Raw genomic sequence first — 582 nt, 5'->3', positions numbered from 1 at the left:
GGCCTATTGCCGCATCTCCAGTTACCTGCAGACCATGGCAAATCAGGGATACAATCCGCTGGTCGCCATTCAAATGGCCTTTTCGGGACAGCTCTATGCTGATAGGGGTGAGTAGTTACAACAAAAGAACAGTATGGGGCAGTATTGGTTTGATATTGCTGGGCGTGGTGCTCTGGGGTGGTTTCAACACCGCCATGGAAGCGACCAATACCCTGAGCTTCTGCATTTCCTGCCACGAGATGCACGACAATGTCTATCAGGAATACAAGACTTCCATACATTTTTCCAACCCCTCTGGTGTGCAGGCTGCCTGCCCGGATTGCCATGTACCCAGGGAGTGGATTCCGAAGATCATCCGCAAGATACGGGCTTCCAATGAGGTCTATCACTGGCTCAAGGGCACCATAGACACGAAAGAGAAGTTCGAGGCCCGGCGTCCGCAACTGGCCGAACATGTGTGGAAGGTAAGCGCCCAAGAATCCACACCTGTTTTCCCCACCTGACCCTGTGCAGACTTTCTCCTGGAATTTCACGACATAGGAGAAATCGATGGACATGTCTGATGCCACCGAAGGTGCGCCG

The 582-nt window shown here is 52.7% G+C and carries 1 protein-coding gene; it reads left to right on the top strand.

What is annotated here, in order from left to right; all coding sequences use genetic code 11:
- Positions 1–95: 95 nt before the first annotated feature.
- Positions 96–503 carry a NapC/NirT family cytochrome c gene (locus tag ACOCD2_RS25290; protein WP_293650968.1) on the top strand — a complete coding sequence of 136 codons (408 nt, stop codon included), beginning with the start codon at positions 96–98 and terminating at the stop codon, positions 501–503.
- The last annotated feature ends 79 nt before the right edge of the window (positions 504–582 follow it).

Origin of the sequence: Thiolapillus sp. (assembly GCF_048562965.1) — a bacterium.
GTDB lineage: Bacteria > Pseudomonadota > Gammaproteobacteria > Chromatiales > Chromatiaceae > Thiolapillus > Thiolapillus brandeum_A.
Note: the sequence above shows the minus strand (reverse complement) of the source record. Positions and strands in the feature narration are given on the sequence as shown.